Below are 17,075 nucleotides of genomic sequence, written 5' to 3'. Positions count from 1 at the left end.
AGCTTGGCAGAGGCCGCCAGCGCCGCTCAGAGGGCTGATGCGTCCACGCACACGAGAGCACCATGATCGAGATCGTCAGTTCGCTGGTAAGCCTGTCACGCCAATCATCATTGGAGACTGCGCCAGAGGGGCGCATCTCCGACAGCGTCAACGCAAGCCAGCGCTTGATCCGGTTCGGCGCGCGCTCGGTTGGCGCAATCGCTGTGACGTTTATCTGATGGCAAGTAGGACGTGTCACGGGTATGGCTAACGAATCCATTCCCATTCCGGTCGCTGGTGATTCACAAGACGTTGGTCATCTCGGCGATGATGTCACGTCCAGTCCGCTCTGGAATGCCGATTTAGCGCCCACCACGGCCGAGCAGCGTACCTGGAGCACCTATCACATTGCGGCGCTCTGGATCGGTATGAGCGTCGTGATCTCGACCTACTTGCTGGCCGCCGGCTTGATTGAACAAGGCATGACGTGGTGGCAGGCGCTGATGACGATTTTTCTCGGCAATGTCATCGTGCTGATTCCGATGGTGCTCAATGCGCATGCCGGAACGAAATATGGCATCTCGTTTCCGGTGTTGTGTCGCGCCAGTTTTGGCACACGTGGCGCGCATCTGCCGGCAACCCTGCGCGCGATTGTGGCGTGTGGCTGGTTTGGCATTCAGACGTGGATTGGCGGGCAGGCGCTTGATGCGTTACTGACGGCGGCCTGGGCAGGCTGGCAGAATGTGCCCGGTCATGGCTGGATTGGATTTTTTGTGTTTTGGTTGGCGCAGGTGGCGATTTTGTGGCGTGGGATCGAAGGCATCAAGCGGCTGGAAGCGTGGGGCGCGCCGCTGCTGTTGGTCGGTGGATTGCTGCTGTTCGTCTGGGCGCTTGATGCTGCCGGTGGGCTGGAACCGATGTTGCGTGGCGCTCACATCCTGCAACAGTCTGGGCAACGCCGGCCGTGGTCGGAGATTTTCTGGCCGGCGTTGACAGCTAATGTTGGCTATTGGGCGACGCTCAGTTTGAACATTCCTGACTTCACGCGGTATGCCAGCAGTCAGCGCTCGCAGATACTCGGCCAAGCCTTGGGATTGCCGACCACGATGTTCGCGTTCTCATTCTTGGGCGTGGCGGTGACCAGCGCCACGGTGGTTGTGTTCGGTCAGCCGATTTGGGACCCGGTCAAGTTGGTCAGCATGATCGGCAGCCCGGCGGTGATTGTTTTTTCCATGCTGGTCATCATGGTGGCTCAGATCACCACCAACATGGCTGCCAATGTGGTGGCTCCGGCGACAGGGTTTTCCAACCTCAATCCCAGAGCCATTTCATTTCTCACCGGCAGTTTGATCACCGCGACTTTTGCGCTCGTGATGATGCCCTGGAAATTGATGGAGAGCGCCGATGCCTACATCTTCCGTTGGTTGATCGGCTATTCAAGTTTGATGGGCGCGCTGGGCGGCATTCTGATTTGTGACTATTGGGTCATTCGGCGACGGCAGCTTTCCTTGCAGGCACTGTTCGATATTGATGGCGTTTATCGCTATGGCAACGGCGTCAACTGGCGCGCTGTCGTTGTCTTTCTTGTGGCCGTTGCGCCGGTGTTGCCTGGCATGTTGCGCTACGCCTGGTTGAGTCCGTCGGCGCTGGCTCAGTCACCGAGCCTGTTCGATCAGCTTTACACCTATGGTTGGTTTGTCACGTTCGCCCTGAGCTTTATGCTATACTGGGCGCTGATGCGCGGTCGAGCGCAAGCAAAATCTTAGAGTGAGGAGTCATCATTCATGCCCAGGATTGTCAAATGCGGATTGATTCAAACCTCGCTGGCGTGTTCGACGGCGGAGTCGGTCGAAACCATCAAACAGGCCAGCGTCGAACGACATCTGAAACTGATCGAGCAAGCGGGCCGCGAAGGCGTGCAGATTCTCTGCTTGCAGGAGCTGTTCAATGGACCGTATTTCTGCGCTGAGCAGACGCCGCGGTGGTACGAGATGGTTGAACACATTCCCGACGGACCGACGACGCGGCTGATGCAAGAGCTGGCCAGAAAGTATCAGATGGCCATCATCGTACCGATTTATGAAGAGGAGATCACGGGCGTTTACTACAACACGGCGGCAGTGATTGACGCCGATGGGACGTACCTGGGCAAGTACCGCAAGAATCATATCCCGCACTGCGCGCCGGGCTTTTGGGAGAAGTTCTATTTCCGTCCGGGTAATCTGGGCTACCCGGTCTTCAAGACGAAGTACGCGCATGTGGGTGTCTACATCTGCTATGACCGGCACTTCCCTGAAGGCGCTCGCGCGCTGGGGCTGAACGGCGCGGAGATCGTGTTCAATCCGTCGGCCACCGTTGCCGGTTTGTCCGAATACTTATGGAAATTGGAACAGCCGGCTCATGCGGTGGCCAATGCTTACTTTGTCGGCGCCATCAATCGCGTGGGCTACGAAGACCCATGGCGCATTGGCGAGTTTTATGGCACTAGTTACTTTTGTGATCCGCGCGGTCAACTGGTGGCCGAAGCGAGCCGTGACCGCGACCAGTTGGTCACGGCTGAGCTTGACCTGGACATGATTCGCCAGGTGCGGAATATCTGGCAATTTTTCCGTGACCGTCGCCCGGAAACTTATGACGAATTAGTCAAGATTTGAACGATGCAAAGATGGGGTGTCGAAATCAGATGGCAGCGCGTCGCATCCGAGGCGGTTTCTAACCGAATGGTGAGCGTGTCGCAGACGACGCTCCAAAACGACGAGAATTGATTTGCCAACGGATGAAACGTGCCAACGGATGTTCTATCTGGTGGAATCTTTCATTCGTTGGCGCTGATTTTCAGAGTGGTTCCACAAGCCGTCTGGACGACACCTGGAAACGTTGAAAAACGCCACAGGGCGGAACGCCTGTGTCACTTTTTCTGAGGAGATGAGCATGCTGGAATTTGCGATCACATTCAAACCTGACATGGAACCTGAACGAATCGTCAACCTGACCAAGCAAGCCGAGGCTCTTGGCTTCAGCTATGGATGGGTCTTTGATTCGCACATTCTCTGGCAAGAGCCTTACCCGCTGTTGACGTTGATGGCTATGCACACGCGCCAAATGCGGCTCGGCCCCTGTGTGACCAATCCGATTGTGCGTGATCCGACGGTGACGGCCAGCTTGCTAGCAACGCTCAATCGCATTTCCGGCGGACGGATGGACCTGGGCATCGGGCGCGGCGACAGCTCGCGACGCGTGATGGGCAAAAGTCCGGCGACGCTGGCGCGCATGGAACGGGCGATTCAGGTGATTCGGGATTTGAATGCACGCAAGCAAATCATCTACGATGACCAACCGATCCAGATGACATGGGCTGACACGGCCGTTCCGCCGGTGTGGGTCGCCGGCTATGGCCCCAAGGTGTTGCGTTGCGCCGGCCGAGTCGCCGATGGCGTCATCCTCCAGTTTGCTGACCCAGCGTTGATTCAATGGTGTTTGGGATTCGTGCGGCAGGGCGCGGAAGAAGCCGGCCGCGATCCAGCCACATTGCGCGTGATGAGCGCTACCGCTGTGTGGGTCTCCGATGACCTGGCCGCCGCGCGCGAGCCAGTGCGTTGGTTCCCTGCGCTGGTCTCCAATCATGTGGTTGATCTGATCTCGCGCTACTCGCCTGATGAATTGCCTGAAGCATTGACCAGCTACGTGCGTCATCGGCAAGGCTACGATTATTTGCATCATTGTGAAGTGGGTAGTTCAAATGCCAACTTTGTGCCTGACGAAATCGTAGACCGCTTCTGCATTGTTGGACCAGTTGAAACACACATCCAACGATTGCGAGAACTGCAACAGCTTGGCGTCACTCAATTCAACATCTATCTGATGTGCGGCGAAGAAGAGCGCACGCTGGAAGTTTACGGGCGTGACATCATTCCAGCGTTTCGTTGAGCTGGCCGAGCAGGCATCGAAAGTGAATGAGCACGGATGCGGCATAGCGCCGATTCGCTCGATCATCATCCCAGTATCGTCACACGAGCTCACCGATACGTGGTCATGACAAGTTGTACCGCGTGGCAGCGTGTTCAAGTCCAATTCGCGTTCATTTGATCTGAATCATGGTGGGATCGAAATCGGGTTGCGGATAGCGCATCTTCAGGCCTTTGAGTGTATTCACAATGATCGTGGCCACAACGACGTTGCGATACCACTTGTGATTGGCTGGGATGATGTACCAGGGCGCCCACTCGGTGCTGGTGCGACTCAACACATCTTCATAAGCCTTCATGTAGGCCGGCCACAACTCGCGCTCTTTCAAATCGCCAGGATTGAACTTCCAGCGTTTGGTCGGATCATCCAGTCGGGCTTGAAGCCGCTTGGCTTGCTCATCCTTGCTGATATGTAGGAAGAATTTCAGTATCGTTGTTCCCTCGTCCGAGAGCATGCGCTCGAACTGGTTAATGTGATCGTAGCGTTTGCGCCACACGGCCGGGGGCACCAAATTGTGAACGCGCACAATGAGCACGTCTTCGTAATGACTGCGGTTGAAGATGACGATCTCGCCGTTGGCCGGCGTCTGCTTGTGAATGCGCCAGAGGTAATCATGCGCCAGCTCCTGAGGCGTGGGCGCTTTGAAATTAGCGACGCGCACGCCCAGTGGGTCCACATTTTCAAACACGTGGCGGATGACACCATCTTTGCCACCCGTGTCCATCGCTTGTAGCACGATCAGCAGTTTGTGTTTGCGCTCGGCGAAGAGCACGTCCTGCAACTGATCGAGTTGGCGATTCAGTTCAGCTAATTTTTTTGCCGCTGCTTCTTTGTCTCCGTCAAATGCGCTGGTGTCATCGGCGTCCCACTTGTTCAGGTTGACCTTGCTGCCCGGTTTGATTCGGTACCGCTCCATCCACGCCCTCCTTGTTTTCAAATCGTGTGCTCGGTCACGCCGGCCGTTGAGGCTTCGGCCTGCGCCGCACCTGAGGCTGACGGTTGCCGGTCTTCAGTGAGCTGAACAGAGGTTCAGCTCGTTTAGGTGCCGTCATCCGCTTGGTTGCTCAGCGACCCTTTTGGATATTGTCTCGACGCCATTGTCAGCCGTTCAGGTGCCGTCATCCACACTGGTTGCACAGCGACCGTTACTGCTGGAGACTTTCCACAAAGTCAATGTAGGCTTGCATCGCCTCCCGTTGACTCATGCCTTTCAGTTCGGCCCAGGCGTCGTATTTGGCGCGACCGACAAAATCCATTGGCCCAGGGCGCGTGCCCGCGACATCACCCTGTGTCGCCTGCTTGTACAACGCATAGAGCCGCAGCATTGTGTCACTGTCAGGCTGTTTGGCGAGTTGTTTGACCTGGCGCGCTGCTTTTTCAAATTGCGATTTCAAATCTGTCATGATTGATTCTTTGTAGATTGATCGAGCAGACGACTCCTATTTCTTACCGAGCGTTCGCTCCAGATAGCTTTCAATCGCTGCCCGAATTTCATCCGAGGCCCACAATTGGATGATCTCTTTGTCCATCTGCTTATAGTGTTCCAAGCGATCGAGCAAAGGCTGGCGCAGTTGACGCTTGGCAATACGGAACGACACTGACGGGATGGCGCCAAATTGCTCAGCCAGCGTGCACGCGCGATCCATCAACTCATCCGGCGCAACCAGCTCGTCAATGATCCCGCGCTTCAATGCTTCTTGAGGCGAGTATGTGCGCCCCGTGTAGATCATCTCCTGAATGTGTTGAGGCGGCGCGACCGCGCGTAATACGGCCAACGCCATTTCAGGAAACGGCACGCCAACGAGCAGCTCAGGCACGCCGATTTTCCCTCCGCCGTCGGCCATCAAACGGTAATCGCCGGCGCAGGCGATGATGCACCCGCCGGCAATGGCGTGTCCGTTGACAGCCATCACCACAGGTTTGGTGAGTGTTAAAAATGTTTGCACTGTCTCTGTCAGCGCCGGTAAGAACGTCTCCAAGTAATCCCGACCGCCGCGCAGGATGCGAAATAGATCAACGCCGGCCGAAAATGCACTGCCAGTTCCTGTCAGCACAACAGCTTTGGCCCTGGACGCTTCAATCTCGCGGAACTCCTGCGTGAGCGCCATCAATAACTCCGTATCCACGGCATTGACCTTACCGTGCTCCATCCGCACGACAGCGACTAAGCCACGATCTTCGCGATGAATCATTGATAACTCCTCCTTAAGTTGTTTGTAGGACGTCTGAGCATCAATACATCGAGACGCAAAACAATAGCAAAGCGCAATGGTCAAAGACAACCCGTGCAGGGCCGGAGTCGGTGTGAATTGAGGATGAAGGATCGAGGCTGGAGCCACGATCCCCCGAATCACGAATCACGACTCAAGTAGGTGGACAAAAGTTCTGGGACATTTTGGGCCAATGGGCAGTTTTGGCGTGCAGTGACGTGTCACCGCTTTCCGGCCAAAGCTGCGACACGTCGCAGCACTCCAAAAACGCCCTGAACGTTTGTCACGTTACTTGAGTCTCCGAATTACGATCCACGAATCACGACCCACGAATCACGAATCACGATCCACGATCCACGGCCCCTGCGACGTTATTTGGTTGCAGCGTTCGGCTTGTTGCTGGCTGCTGCCTCTGCTTGTTTAGCTTGAGCGACCATCGTGCGAACATCATTCAGTAGCGCCTTAGCGTCATAAATGATGCCGTCTTTGATCGTCCATTTGACGCCGCCGACGCGCTCAACACGACCTGTCTGATCATTGAGTCGTATTGCGCCTGTGCCGTAAAGCACTTTGAAATTGGCCAGCGGATTTTCGCCAACAATGACCATATCGGCTTTCTTGCCGACCTGGATGCTGCCAAGCTCTTTCTCCCGACCGATCAACTCTGCGCCCAGCAGCGTGGCCGAGCGAATCACCTCCAGCGGATGGAAGCCGGCCTCTTGCAACAACTCGAACTCGCGAATGTAATCAAACCCGAAGAGCTTGTAGATGAATCCGGCATCGCTGCCGACGGCGACACGTCCGCCACGATTCTTGTAATCATTGATGAATGTCATCCAAAGTTGATAATTCCGCTTCCATTCAATTTCGTCCGTAGTTGTCCAATCAAACCAGTAAGAGCCGTGCGCATCGCGATTGGGCGCGTACCATCGCCAGAGCGTGGGCAGTGTATATTCATCGTGCCACTCGGCGCGCATGGCACGCATCAGGTCGCGGCTCGCTTCGTAAATGGTCAACGTTGGCACTATGGTGAAGTCATGCGATACCAGAATGGAGATGACCTCATTCCACCTTTCGCTGCCCGGTTTAGCCGCTTGTTTCCACAGCCGGCCAGCTTGTCCGAAACGGTGTTGCTCATCATTATAGTTGTAATCAGGCGGATAATCCTGCACGACGCGGTCGGTGAACAACGCTTCTGGCAAACCATACCAATGCTCCATGCTGGTCAATCCCCACCGTGCGGTATCCACGACATTCATCCGGGTCACAGCGAGCTGAGCATGATGACAAGCCGTGCGCAGACCGCGTTTCTTCGCCTCGTCCAGCGCGGCTTTCATGATGTCTGGTGGCGCGCCGAAAAACTTGATGCCGGTCGCTCCCGCTTCGGCCACCTGCGCAACCCATTGCCGCGCCAGTTCAGGCGTAGCCAATCCTTTGCCACGTTCTGCATAGGCGAATGTGGCATACGCCTCAATGCGCGGCGCGGTGATTTCGTTGGCTTCACTCTTTTTCTTGTGAGCCAGTGTCCATCTCAGACCATTGCCGGAGCCGACCTCGCGCACCGTAGTAATGCCGTGCGCCAGCCAGAGCTTGAAGACATACTCCGAAGGCAACATCTTACCGACGGCACCATGCATCGGCGTGGCAATGTGAGCATGTGCATCAATGAAACCCGGCAGAATGTACATGCCCGACGCATCCAGTTCGTAGTCGCCGGCGGCTGGGCGTCGTTCTGGGCGGATCGGCATTTTGGGAACGCCGACGCTGCGAATCTCGGCGATGCGGTCGCCTTCGATGACGATGTCAACCGGCCCAACAGGCGGCGCGCCGGTTCCATCAATGAGCGTGCCGCCGCGTATAACGAGTCGCTTATACGGACCCAGTCCTTCTTTACGTGGTGGCGCATCCACGGCTGGCGTCAAGCCGCGTCGCATGGCCGATTGAATGCCTTCTTCACCGGGTAGCGGTTCCGGCTGTTGCTGGCCCGACTGCGCCAACGTCAACACCGGCGCGATGAGCCATGCGATAAGCAAGCGTCTACTGGTTAAACGTCTCACCGTTTCGACCTCCTCGTTTCATGATGGGCGTGGCGGCTGATTCTAAAATGGTTCACCCGCGTCCGGCAACTGATCGGCGCGTTCACCCGATGAGCTGTTGTCCGGCAACCGATCGGGCGCGTTCACCCGATGATGCGTGAGACAAAAGCGCTCATGGCCTGTAACGTTGCAGCTTCTTGATCTCGATGGGGCGCGTGTCCACAATCGGGCAGCAGCAACACGTCAACGCCGGCGCGGGCCTGACGCGCAATTGCCTCAACCTGAGCTATTGTTCCGTATTCGTCCTGCTCGCCTTGAATGAGCAGGATTGGCACGTTGATCTTCGCGACGTAGTGCTCGATGTTCCAGGAGACGAAGTCCGGATGCAACCACGCGCCGCTCCACCCTTCAAATGCACAGGCTGTATTCGCGCCGTGATATTTTTCCAGCCGCTGCCGCAGCTCGCCCTGATGATACTGAGCAGTGACCCGCTCGATGGACTGCCGCGTCAGTGATTCACAAAATAGATGCGGCGCTTCCAAGATCAAGCCGCGGAGCGGCGCAGCCAGTGTGCCGCCAGCATAAATGATGGCAATCGAGCCGCCATCGGAATGCCCGATCAACACGCACTGACGAATCCCCGCAGTGGCGAGCACCTCAGGCAACACGCGCAAGCCTTCTTCATGCATGAACGTAAGTGGACGCGGCAACGCGCACGATTCCGATTGGCCATATCCGAACCGACTATAGACAAACGCACCGCAGCCGGTCATTGCTGCCAGCTTGGCCGGGAAGTCGCGCCACATCGCGACGCACCCTAAGCCCTCATGCAGAAAGACGAGCGTAGGCGCTTGCTCAGGCCCCGGTCCATGCCAGGCAAATTCCAATCTCCGACCGTTGACCATCAAATGCGGATTCTGCGTCACAACGTCAATGAGCGGGGCCTTCGTACTGTTTTTCACCAGCCGTCACCTTCAGCGGCAAGCGATTCTGCTCAGGCGGCAACGGACAGGTCGCATACGGCGTGAACGCGCAGGGTGGATTGTGGGCTTTGTTGAAATCAAGGATCACCGTGCCGTCTTTGTCTGGCCTGTCAACGTAGAGATAACGTCCGGCCCCGTACGTCTCCTGGCCGTTCGTCTCGTCGGCAAACATCACAAACAATTGCTCATCCTCAGGTCGGGCGATCACGTCGAGCCGATGTGTGCGACCTTGCAACTGAAACACGAGCGCGCCCGGAGACGGTTCCTTTGTCGTTGTGCCCAAAACGGTCAGTATAGGAATTTTCCTGGGCGGATCGTATGGCTCGAATTTGGCCTCGATACGCCACGAGATATTGATAGGAAATCGCTCGATGCCTTTGAACGCGCGGAGGTGAGGATGCTGACTATCACGAAGCCGAATGGCAAACTCCTTGTCTCGTTTGATAACGAACCAGCTCAATGATCCATGCGTCAGGATCGTTGGCTGCCCATCCGCATCGCTGCGCAGCGTCATGAACCTGACAGGCTTTCCCTGGCAACGAACATCAATGCCGGGCCGAATCCGAACGCTCACAACGCCATCCTTCAAAATAAACCAGCCGATTCGCGCCGGCGCTTTCCCCGACGGAAAAACAATGGTATTCGTCTTGGCCGCGCCGAAACTGCTGCGCCCTTCTTTCAACCAGAAGAGGCCGGCCAGATTCAACCAGCCCGTCTCACCGGTGAGCGACTTGATCCGCTGTTGATGCCATTGCTCAACCTCGGCTGCATAGGCAGCCTCATCCTGAGCAGGACGCGGCGAAGCAGCAATGCCCCACACGAGCACGCACCACAGAACCAGCAATAGCATGAAAGCTCCTTTCATACTGACGAACACAACTGAGCACAGCTTGGCGCCACGCACTACAGAATAACCGCAAAGGCGCAAAGCACGCAAAGAAAAGACTGAGAGGTCGTAACGTCATTCGCGTTCGACGACCATGGCAAAGCCCAATGCGCCGGCAGCACACACGGTAATTAACCCGAATTGGCCGCCACGGCGCTTCAGCTCGTTCAGGATGGTGATCGTGAGACGTCCGCCGGTGGCGCCGAATGGATGCCCGATGGCAATCGAGCCGCCGCAGACGTTCAGTTTCTCCAGGTCCACTTCGCCAAGCGGTTCTTCACGTCCAAGTTTTTCCCGCGCAAACGCGCGCGACTGGAATGCTTGAATGTTAGAGAGCACCTGAGCGGAAAACGCTTCGTGCATTTCAATCAGGTCCATGTCCTTGAGCGAGAGTCCAGCCCGGTCTAGTGCAATCGGCGCGGCGTAAGCCGGCCCCATCAGCAATTGGTCCCACGGCGAGAGCGCCGCATAAGCATACGAACGAATGTAACCGAGTGGCCTGTAGCCGAGCGCCCTGGCTTTCTCCTGTGACATGATGAGCAAGGCCGACGCGCCGTCGCTCAGTGGAGAAGCATTTCCGGCGGTGACCGAACCATACTGGCGATCGAATACAGGTGGGAGTTCGGCGAGCGCTTCCAATGTTGTGTCACGGCGAATGCCGTTGTCTTCGGTGACAGCAGTGGTGAAATCCGGTGGCAGAAATGTTGGGACGATTTCCTGTTTGAGTCGGCCGTCGTCGGTGGCGGCAGCGGCGTTTCTGTGGCTGCGGTAGGCAAATTCATCCTGCTCTTTGCGTGAGATGCCGTTTTCTTTGGCCATCCGTTCAGCCGATTGACCCATCGTCAGACCGGTCACGCGTTCGGCAATCGCCGGCGCTTCCGGTGCCAGGTCGCGCAACCTCAGATGGCCAAAGGCGCGAAGCTTCGCGCCAAAGGATTTTGCTTTGGCAGCTTGCTGAAATGCCTCACGCATGCGTCGGGAAAATAGGATCGGTGGGTCAGAGAGCGACTCAGTGCCGCCGGCGATGACCGTATGGCAACGGCCTGTTAGGATGGCTTCGGCGGCGCTGGTGATCGCTTGATTGGCTGAAGCGCAGGCGCGCGCGACGGAGAAAGCCGGCACATGCGGCGGCACGCCTGCATCAATGGCGATTTCGCGAGCTACATTCGAGGTTTTGATACTGGGAACCACTGTTCCGAAGATCACTTCATCCACTTCGTTGACATCCAATTCTGTTCGGTTGAGCAATTCGATGGTAGCGATTTTCCCCAGCTCATAAGACGTGAAGTCCTTCAGCAGCGTACCGGATTTGATGAACGGTGTGCGACAACCATCAACAATAGCAACGCGACGCGCTCTGTCAACCATGATGCCTCCTCAAATACGGGCCCTCGAGCGATTTTCAGTTGCCTTTAGCTGGGGGCCCCACATCTGCGGGGAAATGCCATGCTGGAAACGTGCGCTCCCAAGGCACACTCATTCACAAACCGCTCTAAGACCCAAACTCTTTAATTTTCATCACACGCCCCATGCGGGCTGTGCCCTCGGCTCGCCAATGAGCCCCCGATGCGTCACATCTGGTATCAGCAACCCAATCCGCCGCACCCACCTCATCGGCGTTCTATCCAACTCCACTAACAATGCTATTGCTCTCAGGCCATCAGCCACCCGTCGCCACACGTTCATGCAGCACAACAGAGGCCCTCAGGCCATCAGCCGCCCGTCGCCACACATTCGTGCGGCGTAACACGGGTAATTTGATGGTTCGTCACACGCATGAACGCATGGGTGATTATTCAAGAGGCGGTATCATATCACACGGCGCAAGCGATCCATAAGTTGGTTCACTGTTGAGGGATGCGCTGGCGCTCACAGCCAAACTCGAATTGAAATCGTAGTCGGTTAGGCGAACGCTCCGAGGGGCGGGCTTATGTCGCTGGTCACAGCCAAATTCGAGTTGAAACCGTTGTGGCGTAGGTGATAGACTCTTGGCCTTGATGATAGCAAGGACAAACATGCAATCCCATTGGCGGGAAGTGGTGTTCCCGCTGGGCCGCGATGTGCTGATCCTAGTGGGATTGGTGTTGACGTTTATGCTGAGTGCAACGGCTGCTCTGTATGTATCCATGCGCCGGCCTGTGGTGATTGTTCCTGATCTTGTTGGTCAGCGCCTGACACAGGCGGAAGAGACGGCTCAGCGAGCAGGATTCGAGGCTCTTGAGGTCAAGAGCCGTGTTTATCATGAGACAGCTCCGATCAACACGATTGTCGAGCAATGGCCGCGCGCGGGAATGCCCGTCAGACAGGGACAACCATTGCGCGTCAGCGTCAGTCTTGGGCCGGCTCATCCATCAAGCAAGCCGCCTCAATAATCACGTTGGTAGAGATTGATGAAGATGATTGAAATTGCGCCGTCCATTTTATCCGCTGATTTCACGCGATTAGGCGAACAGGTCCAGCTTGTGGAGCGAGCGGGCGCTGCGTTGATTCACGTGGATGTCATGGACGGTCGGTTTGTGCCGAACATCACGGTTGGCCCGTTGGTGGTTGAGGCGGTGCGGCGCGTCACGGATTTGCCGCTGGATGTTCACCTGATGATTGTGGAGCCTGAGCGGTACATTGAAGATTTCGTCAAGGCTGGCGCAAATTTGATCTCAGTGCACGTGGAGGCGACCGTGCACCTGCATCGCGCGCTGGCTCGCATTCGAGAGCTGGGTTGTCAGGCTGGCGCTGTGTTGAATCCGGCCACACCGTTGAGCGCGGTGGAAGAGGTGTTGCCGCTGGCCGACTACGTACTGATTATGTCGGTCAATCCGGGCTTTGCCGGGCAGACGTTTATTCCGGCCAGCTTGTACAAGGTGCGGCGCCTGGATCGCTTGATTCAGGACCGTCAACTGAAAACACGCATCGAAATTGACGGCGGCATTTCAACAGCCAATGTGGAACAGGTCGTCACCGCCGGCGCCGAGATACTCGTGGCTGGCTCGGCTATTTTTGGAGCGCCGGACCCAGCCGCCGTGATTCATGAGATGTTGGAACTAGCCCATCGCGCGCAAGCGCGTTGGATTGGTGCAACCGTAGGAGAGCAGGTATGAACGTGTGGAAACTCTCGATTCTGATCGTCATCGGCGCGTTGGCGCTGACCGGCTGCGGCAGGGGTAAAAAGCAGGTCGGTCAGGAGACCCGGCGCGACAGTGAATTATTGCAACAGGCGGCCAAAGATTTGGAGCGTAACAAATACATCGTGGGTCGGCTGTTACTCAATACGTTGATCACCACCTACCCGGACAGTCCTTATGTGCCGATGGCCAAGTTGATGATCGCCGATTCGTTCTATCGTGAAGGCACAAGCGAGGCGCTGGCGCAGGCGGCGGTCGAGTATAAGGACTTTGCCAACTTCTTCCCGACCCATCCGCTGGCCGATGATGCGTTGTTGCACGTAGCCTATATTGACATGCGTCAGATTCTGGCGCCCAATCGCGATGTCACGGCAGCCAAGAAAGCTGAGAAGAATTTGCTGGCCATCTTGCAGCGTTACCCCAACACAAATCACAAGGAAGAAATCCAGCAGCGGCTCCGAGAAGTTCGCAATCATCTGGCCGAGCATCACATGGAAGTCGCTCGCGTGCAGATGCGGCGTGAACAGCTTAAAGGCGCTCGCAATCGGCTGCGTGAAGTTGCCGAAGAATACCCGGAATACACCAAAATGGACGAGACACTTTACCGGTTGGGCGAAGTGCTGTTTGAACTAGAGGAGCCGGATGAGGCAGCCAAATACTTGGCGCGATTGGTGCGCTCCTATCCAACCAGCAAGTATCGCGAGCGGGCGGCGGCGATGATTGAGATGATGGGGAAACCTGTGCCCGAATCGGGGCCTGTGGAAGTAGCGGTAGCATTGCCGCCGCCGGACCGCGGGATGCTCGGTTCGACATTGGGCTTCGTGATGGGCCTGATCGCTAATCCCGACATGCGCGTGCCCAAACAAGGCATACTGCTCAAAGAAGACCTCACGGCAGACGAACTGGTGGCAGCGGCCGAGCAATACACGCGCCCATCAACTGTGACAACGGCTGAATCGTCCGTCGTTGGTGTTGGCCCGAGAGCATCGGGCGCCAGAGGCGGCGCGCGCGGTGAACAAAGGGTGACGGTGGGCAGTCCTGATCAAAAGAAACCGGATCAACAAAAGGATGGTCAGCAACCGACTCAGCAACAGCAGACGAATCCCAAACCAAACTAAACCGCAAGCCATCACTTTTCAGCCATCAGCCATCGGATGATGAAACGGCGTGCTGATGGCTGAATGCTCGCTATGACTCAACAGGAGATTCCCAAGGTCTACAATCCTCAGGAAGCTGAGCAGAAATGGTATCCGCTTTGGGAGAGCCGCGGCTATTTCAAGCCGGAGGTGAATCCCAACGGTCAGCCATACTGTATTGTGATCCCGCCGCCGAATGTGACCGGTTATCTGCACATGGGACATGCGCTGCAACACACGTTGATGGACGTGCTGACGCGCTGGCGGCGGATGCAGGGCTACAAGGCGCTGTGGTTGCCGGGCACCGATCACGCTGGCATTGCCACGCAGGTGGTCGTCGAACGCCTCTTGGCTGAAGAAGGACAAACGCGCGAAGCGCTTGGACGGGAGGCATTCGAAGCGCGTGTCTGGCAGTGGAAGGAGCATTCGGGTGGCACGATTCAGCGACAAACGCGGCTCGAAGGGGCGTCGGTGGATTGGTCGCGCGAGCGGTTCACGCTGGATGAGGGGCTTTCACGCGCGGTTCGTGAGGCGTTTGTGCGGCTCTACGAAGAGGGCTTGATTTATCGCGGCAGCTATATCGTCAACTGGTGCCCACGTTGCATGACAGCGCTCTCTGACCTGGAAGCGCCGAAGCAGGAGACGCAGGGCAAGCTCTATTACATCGCTTACAAACTGGTTGCCGGTGACCGCCGTGGAGCCGACGAACAGCCGTCGGCAGTCAACGACGCGCTTGTGGTAGCCACGACGCGACCAGAAACCATGCTCGGCGATACGGCCGTGGCCGTCAATCCCACGGATGAGCGTTACCAGCATTTGCGCGGCGCGACCGTGATGCTGCCGATCTTGAATCGCGCGTTGCCGGTGATCCAATCCGACCGTGTGGAAAAGGACTTTGGCACCGGCGTGGTCAAAGTGACGCCGGCGCACGATCCGGCCGATTATGAGATCGGTCGCCAGTTTCAACTGCCTTCCATTGTCGTGATCGGCAAAGATGGTCGGATGACAGATGAAGCTGGACCCTACGCCGGCTTGGATCGGTTTGAGGCGCGTCAACGCCTGTTGAAGGACCTTGAGGCGGCCGGTCAACTCATCAAAGTTGAAGACTACACGCACAGCGTGGGGCAGTGCGATCGTTGTCACACGGTCATCGAACCGCTCGTCTCGACGCAATGGTTCCTCAACGTGAAAGCAATGGCCGATGAAGCGATCCGGGCTGTCAAAGATGGTCGGACACGCTTTGTTCCTCCCAACTGGGAAAAGACGTTCTTCGATTGGTTGGAGAACATCCGCGATTGGTGCATTTCGCGGCAGCTTTGGTGGGGCCATCGCATTCCGGCGTGGTATTGTTCGAACGGACATACGACAGTAGCCCGCGACGCGCCGACTCGATGTGCGACCTGTGGCAGCGACGCTCTGACGCAGGATGAAGATGTGCTGGACACGTGGTTCAGCTCGGCGCTCTGGCCGTTCTCGACGCTTGGTTGGCCGGATGACACCGATGATTTGCGAACATTCTATCCGACGTCAGTGCTCGTCACCGGCTTTGACATCATCTTCTTCTGGGTGGCGCGGATGATGATGATGGGGTTGAAATTCATGAACGACGTGCCGTTTCGCACGGTATTCATCACGGGCTTGATCCGCGACCCCTATGGTCAGAAGATGTCCAAGATGAAAGGCAACGTGATTGATCCGCTGCATGTCTTCAATCAATATGGCACGGATGCAGTGCGGTTCACGCTGGCCTCGGCAGCCTCACCGGGCATGGACATCGCGTTGCAATACTCCAAGATGGAGAGCTATCGCAATTTCTGCAACAAGATTTGGAATGCGGCTCGCTTCGTCATGATTCATTGCGCTGAGTTGGAACCGACGGCTGAGCCGCCGACGGAGGAGCCACTGGCGCTGCACGACCGCTGGATGTTGAGCCGGCTCCATCACACCATCGGCCAGGTGAACCAAGACCTCGAAGAGTTCATGTTCCATGAGGCGGCGCAGCGTTTGTACCATTTCTTCTGGGATGATTTCTGCGATTGGTACATCGAATTGTCCAAATCACACCTGAGCGCGTCGGTTGCTGGGTCGCAATCCATCGTTGCGCGCCGGCGCCTGGTTTATGTGCTCGAAACGGCGTTGCGATTGTTGCATCCATTCATGCCGTTCATTACCGAAGAGCTGTGGCAGCGGCTGCCGATCGTGAGAAGCCGCGATTCCATCTGTGTGGCGCCGTTTCCGACAGCCGACGCCGCGCTGGTGGACGAACAAGCTGAGCGGCAGATGCAGACCATCATCGAGCTGATCAAAAAAGTGCGCGCGATTCGAGGCGAGTTAAACATTGAGCTGGGCCGAGAACTCGCATTGTTGCTGCACGCGCCGAATGACGAGACTCGCCAACTGATTCAGGATAACAGTGAACCCTTACGGCGGCTGGCTCGCGTCAACCTGGAATTTGTCTCGTCCATCAATCAATGGCAGCATGTGGCACGCGACGTCGTTGCTGACATCGAAATGGCCTTGCCGCTGGAAGGACTCATTGATTTCGACAAAGAGAGCACGCGGTTGAGCAAGAATCTGGCCAAGTTGGAAAAAGAAATCGAGCAGCTCGATCGCCGTTTAAGTAGTTCTGATTTCCTCCAGCGGGCTGCTGCTGATGTGGTCGCCGCGACGCGCGAACGGCATCACGAGTTACAAGCCCAGCGGACCAGATTGATCGCCATGCTCCAACAGTTAACCTCCTAACTCCTAACTCACAATAGC

At 56.7% G+C, this 17,075-nt stretch carries 15 protein-coding genes; 8 read left to right on the top strand and 7 right to left on the bottom strand.

Annotated elements, in window-relative coordinates; genetic code table 11:
- From NZ823_01315 to NZ823_01300, 4 genes are all read left to right on the top strand, one after another.
- Positions 1-250: hypothetical protein (locus NZ823_01315; GenBank protein ID MCS6803767.1), on the top strand; the 250-nt coding region annotated here is incomplete at its 5' end.
- Positions 243-1,745: an NCS1 family nucleobase:cation symporter-1 gene (locus NZ823_01310; protein MCS6803766.1), complete on the top strand. Its 1,503-nt coding sequence runs from the start codon at positions 243-245 to the stop codon at positions 1,743-1,745. The genes NZ823_01315 and NZ823_01310, both read left to right, overlap by 8 nt.
- Before the next feature lie 18 nt (positions 1,746-1,763).
- Positions 1,764-2,633, top strand: coding sequence for an acyltransferase (locus NZ823_01305; protein ID MCS6803765.1), 870 nt, complete (start codon positions 1,764-1,766; stop codon positions 2,631-2,633).
- A gap of 277 nt (positions 2,634-2,910) precedes the next feature.
- Positions 2,911-3,906: a TIGR03842 family LLM class F420-dependent oxidoreductase gene (locus NZ823_01300; protein MCS6803764.1), complete on the top strand. Its 996-nt coding sequence runs from the start codon at positions 2,911-2,913 to the stop codon at positions 3,904-3,906.
- A 151-nt stretch (positions 3,907-4,057) separates the two neighbouring features.
- Here NZ823_01300 and NZ823_01295 read toward each other — a convergent pair whose 3' ends face one another.
- From NZ823_01295 to fadI, 7 genes are all read right to left on the bottom strand, one after another.
- On the bottom strand, positions 4,058-4,861 hold the full coding sequence (locus NZ823_01295; GenBank protein MCS6803763.1) for a polyphosphate kinase 2 family protein: 804 nt from the start codon (positions 4,859-4,861) through the stop codon (positions 4,058-4,060).
- A gap of 229 nt (positions 4,862-5,090) precedes the next feature.
- Positions 5,091-5,348, bottom strand: a complete 258-nt coding sequence (locus NZ823_01290) for an acyl-CoA-binding protein (GenBank protein ID MCS6803762.1) — start codon at positions 5,346-5,348, stop codon at positions 5,091-5,093.
- 36 nt (positions 5,349-5,384) lie between these two features.
- Complete coding sequence (locus tag NZ823_01285) at positions 5,385-6,137, bottom strand: enoyl-CoA hydratase/isomerase family protein (GenBank protein ID MCS6803761.1); 753 nt, start codon at positions 6,135-6,137, stop codon at positions 5,385-5,387.
- A gap of 389 nt (positions 6,138-6,526) precedes the next feature.
- Positions 6,527-8,089 carry an amidohydrolase family protein gene (locus NZ823_01280; protein MCS6803760.1) on the bottom strand — a complete coding sequence of 521 codons (1,563 nt, stop codon included), beginning with the start codon at positions 8,087-8,089 and terminating at the stop codon, positions 6,527-6,529.
- Positions 8,090-8,334: 245 nt separating this feature from the next.
- Positions 8,335-9,153 (bottom strand): alpha/beta hydrolase, encoded by an 819-nt coding sequence (locus NZ823_01275; GenBank protein MCS6803759.1) that lies wholly within the window; start codon positions 9,151-9,153, stop codon positions 8,335-8,337.
- Positions 9,122-10,024, bottom strand: coding sequence for a DUF1684 domain-containing protein (locus tag NZ823_01270; GenBank protein ID MCS6803758.1), 903 nt, complete (start codon positions 10,022-10,024; stop codon positions 9,122-9,124). Before NZ823_01270 ends, NZ823_01275 begins: the two co-directional genes overlap by 32 nt.
- A 111-nt stretch (positions 10,025-10,135) precedes the next feature.
- Complete coding sequence (gene fadI / locus NZ823_01265) at positions 10,136-11,428, bottom strand: acetyl-CoA C-acyltransferase FadI (protein MCS6803757.1); 1,293 nt, start codon at positions 11,426-11,428, stop codon at positions 10,136-10,138.
- 647 nt (positions 11,429-12,075) lie between these two features.
- Between fadI and NZ823_01260 the strand changes: the two genes are divergently transcribed.
- The 4 genes from NZ823_01260 to NZ823_01245 all read left to right on the top strand — a co-directional run bounded on the left by NZ823_01260 (position 12,076) and on the right by NZ823_01245 (position 17,057).
- Positions 12,076-12,432 (top strand): PASTA domain-containing protein, encoded by a 357-nt coding sequence (locus tag NZ823_01260; GenBank protein ID MCS6803756.1) that lies wholly within the window; start codon positions 12,076-12,078, stop codon positions 12,430-12,432.
- 18 nt (positions 12,433-12,450) lie between these two features.
- Positions 12,451-13,155, top strand: coding sequence for a ribulose-phosphate 3-epimerase (gene rpe / locus NZ823_01255; GenBank protein ID MCS6803755.1), 705 nt, complete (start codon positions 12,451-12,453; stop codon positions 13,153-13,155).
- Positions 13,152-14,297, top strand: coding sequence for an outer membrane protein assembly factor BamD (bamD, locus tag NZ823_01250; GenBank protein MCS6803754.1), 1,146 nt, complete (start codon positions 13,152-13,154; stop codon positions 14,295-14,297). Before rpe ends, bamD begins: the two co-directional genes overlap by 4 nt.
- Positions 14,298-14,369: 72 nt before the next feature.
- Entirely contained in the window at positions 14,370-17,057 is a 2,688-nt protein-coding gene (locus tag NZ823_01245) for a valine--tRNA ligase (GenBank protein ID MCS6803753.1), read from the top strand.
- Positions 17,058-17,075: the final 18 nt, after the last annotated feature.

It is taken from the genome of Blastocatellia bacterium (genome assembly GCA_025054955.1).
In the GTDB taxonomy this organism is placed as follows: Bacteria; Acidobacteriota; Blastocatellia; order HR10; family J050; genus JANWZE01.
This window is presented reverse-complemented; position numbering and strand designations above follow the sequence as displayed.

What these genes read in the sequence shown, in the direction of transcription:
- NZ823_01310 (MCS6803766.1), top strand. Translation starts at nt 243, where the DNA reads ATGGCTAACGAATCCATTCCCATTCCGGTCGCTGGTGATTCACAAGAC.
- NZ823_01305 (MCS6803765.1), top strand. Translation starts at nt 1,764, where the DNA reads ATGCCCAGGATTGTCAAATGCGGATTGATTCAAACCTCGCTGGCGTGT.
- NZ823_01300 (MCS6803764.1), top strand. Translation starts at nt 2,911, where the DNA reads ATGCTGGAATTTGCGATCACATTCAAACCTGACATGGAACCTGAACGA.
- NZ823_01295 (MCS6803763.1), bottom strand. Translation starts at nt 4,861, where the DNA reads ATGGAGCGGTACCGAATCAAACCGGGCAGCAAGGTCAACCTGAACAAG.
- NZ823_01290 (MCS6803762.1), bottom strand. Translation starts at nt 5,348, where the DNA reads ATGACAGATTTGAAATCGCAATTTGAAAAAGCAGCGCGCCAGGTCAAA.
- NZ823_01285 (MCS6803761.1), bottom strand. Translation starts at nt 6,137, where the DNA reads ATGATTCATCGCGAAGATCGTGGCTTAGTCGCTGTCGTGCGGATGGAG.
- NZ823_01280 (MCS6803760.1), bottom strand. Translation starts at nt 8,089, where the DNA reads ATGCGACGCGGCTTGACGCCAGCCGTGGATGCGCCACCACGTAAAGAA.
- NZ823_01270 (MCS6803758.1), bottom strand. Translation starts at nt 10,024, where the DNA reads ATGCTATTGCTGGTTCTGTGGTGCGTGCTCGTGTGGGGCATTGCTGCT.
- fadI (MCS6803757.1), bottom strand. Translation starts at nt 11,428, where the DNA reads ATGGTTGACAGAGCGCGTCGCGTTGCTATTGTTGATGGTTGTCGCACA.
- NZ823_01260 (MCS6803756.1), top strand. Translation starts at nt 12,076, where the DNA reads ATGCAATCCCATTGGCGGGAAGTGGTGTTCCCGCTGGGCCGCGATGTG.
- rpe (MCS6803755.1), top strand. Translation starts at nt 12,451, where the DNA reads ATGAAGATGATTGAAATTGCGCCGTCCATTTTATCCGCTGATTTCACG.
- bamD (MCS6803754.1), top strand. Translation starts at nt 13,152, where the DNA reads ATGAACGTGTGGAAACTCTCGATTCTGATCGTCATCGGCGCGTTGGCG.
- NZ823_01245 (MCS6803753.1), top strand. Translation starts at nt 14,370, where the DNA reads ATGACTCAACAGGAGATTCCCAAGGTCTACAATCCTCAGGAAGCTGAG.